The organism is Streptomyces sp. NPDC060198 (genome assembly GCF_042728415.1).
In the GTDB taxonomy this organism is placed as follows: domain Bacteria; phylum Actinomycetota; class Actinomycetes; order Streptomycetales; family Streptomycetaceae; genus Streptomyces.
The window spans coordinates 1-2,069 of sequence record NZ_JBHWZJ010000632.1 but is presented as its reverse complement, the minus strand read 5'-3'; the positions used below and the strand labels follow the sequence as shown (position 1 = coordinate 2,069).

Here is a 2,069-nt window from a genome sequence, read left to right as displayed (position 1 = left end):
GCCGCACCCGGTCCGGGTGCGGCGGCCTCGCGCTGTCCTGGGAGTCAGCTCGTACCGGCGGTACGGGCGGCGCCGTCGGTCTCCGGCCGGTCCACGGCGTCGGTCCCGGTGGCGTCGTCGTCCGCCGGGCCGGCCTTCGTCGCTTCGGCCTTCACCATGTCGGCCTTCGGGGTGTCGGCCTTCGTCGTACCGGTCGCGTCCGTCGGGCCGTCGTCCGCCGCGTCCGCCTCGGTGCCGCCGTCGTCGCCCGTCTCCTGCGCCCCGGGCTCCACGATCTCCTCGCGGCCGGGACGCACCCTGGCGGAGATCACGATGTACGTGACGGCCAGGACGAAGACGATGATCGCGGTCCACACGTTGAGCCGCAGACCCAGCACGTGGTGGGCCTCGTCGACCCGCATGTACTCGATCCAGGCGCGGCCGGTGCAGTACGCGGCGACGTACAGGGCGAACGCCCGGCCGTGTCCGAGCCGGAAACGGCGGTCCGCCCAGATGACCAGCAGGGCGACACCGACGCACCAGAGCGACTCGTAGAGGAACGTCGGATGGTAGGTGCCGGCGACCCGGTTCGGCGCCTCGCTGATCTTCAGTCCCCACGGCAGGGTGGTCTCGCGGCCGTAGAGCTCCTGGTTGAACCAGTTGCCCCAGCGCCCGATGGCCTGGGCGAAGGCGATACCGGGGGCGAGGGCGTCGGCCCAGGCGGGCAGCGGGATGCCCCGGCGGCGGCAGCCGATCCAGGCACCGACCGCGCCGAGGGAGATGGCGCCCCAGATGCCGAGGCCGCCCTCCCACACCTTGAAGGCGTCCACCCAGTCCTCACCGTCACCGAAGTACAGCTGGTAATCGGTGATGACGTGGTACAGACGGCCACCCACGAGGCCGAAGGGCACCGCCCAGACGGCGATGTCGGCCACGGTGCCGGCTCTGCCGCCCCGGGCGATCCAGCGCTTGTTGCCGAACCAGACGGCGACGAAGACACCGATGATGATGCAGAACGCGTAGCCGCGGAGCGGGATCGGTCCGAGATCGATCACGCCGGTCGACGGGCTGGGAATGAAGGCAAGGTTCATGACGGAACCGACGCTACCCTGCCGGGCCGTGCGGACGGCACGTCACCCGGCAACGTCTGGGTAACAGGGCCGGATTCCACCGTCCGCCGCTCCACCGCGATCAGGAGGCCGCGGGCGTGGGAGTGAGGGTGCCGGCCTGCTTGCCCTTGTTCGCCTCTTCCACCCACTTCTTGAGGTTGGCGACCGAGATCTGCTCGTCACCCTTCTTCGGGAAGATGGATTCGCCGTTCAGCAGTGCGGTCGGGGTCCCCTGGAAGCCGCCCTCGCTGAACGCGGTGTTCGACTTGGCGACCCAGGCGTTGTGCTTGCCGTCCTCCACACAAGCGCGGAAGGCCGAGGTGTCCAGCCCGGGGACCTTCTTGGAGAGGTCGATCAGGGTGCTGTCCTTGCCGAAGGCGTCGTCGGTCTCGGCCGGCTGGTTGGTGTAGAGGACGTCGTGGTACGCCTCGAACTTGCCGGCGTCCTGGGCGCAGGCCGCGGCGTTCGCGGCGCGCACCGAGCCCGTGCCACCCATGTTGCCGTCGATGATCGTCGCCAGGTGGTACTCCACGCGGAGCTGTCCGCTCTCGGTCAGCTCCGCGATGGTGGAGCGGAACGCGTTCTCGAACTGGGCGCAGACCGGGCAGCGGAAGTCCTCCCAGATCGTGAGCGTGGACGGGGCGTCGCTCGCTCCCACCGGGATGGCGAGGTCGTCCTTCCCGGTGGCGCCGGACGGGGCGACGACGGGGGCGGCGGTGCTGTCGTCGTCGTCCCCGGCGTTGGCCGCGATCAGGCCGATCACGGCGGCCAGCGCCAGCACTCCGATCACGGCGCCGGCGACGATCAGGGTGCGGCGGCGGCGCTCGCGCGCCTTCTCCTGCTCACGCTGCTGGACGAGCCGGTCACGCGCGGCCCTTCTTCCTTCATGGTTCTCGCTCACACCCGCAGCAACGAACCGGGGAGGCACTCGCGTGCCTCCCCCGTCCCACTCCAACCGTACGGGGGGCACGCCACGTGATC

General features: G+C 70.5%; 2 protein-coding genes. Both read right to left on the bottom strand.

Annotated elements, in window-relative coordinates:
• Window positions 1-44 precede the first annotated feature (44 nt).
• On the bottom strand, window positions 45-1,070 hold the full coding sequence (gene lgt, locus ACFWEP_RS34280) for a prolipoprotein diacylglyceryl transferase (RefSeq protein ID WP_387376163.1): 1,026 nt from the start codon (window positions 1,068-1,070) through the stop codon (window positions 45-47).
• Between the two features lie 100 nt (window positions 1,071-1,170).
• Complete coding sequence (locus tag ACFWEP_RS34275; RefSeq protein WP_387376162.1) at window positions 1,171-1,989, bottom strand: DsbA family protein; 819 nt, start codon at window positions 1,987-1,989, stop codon at window positions 1,171-1,173.
• Window positions 1,990-2,069: the final 80 nt, after the last annotated feature.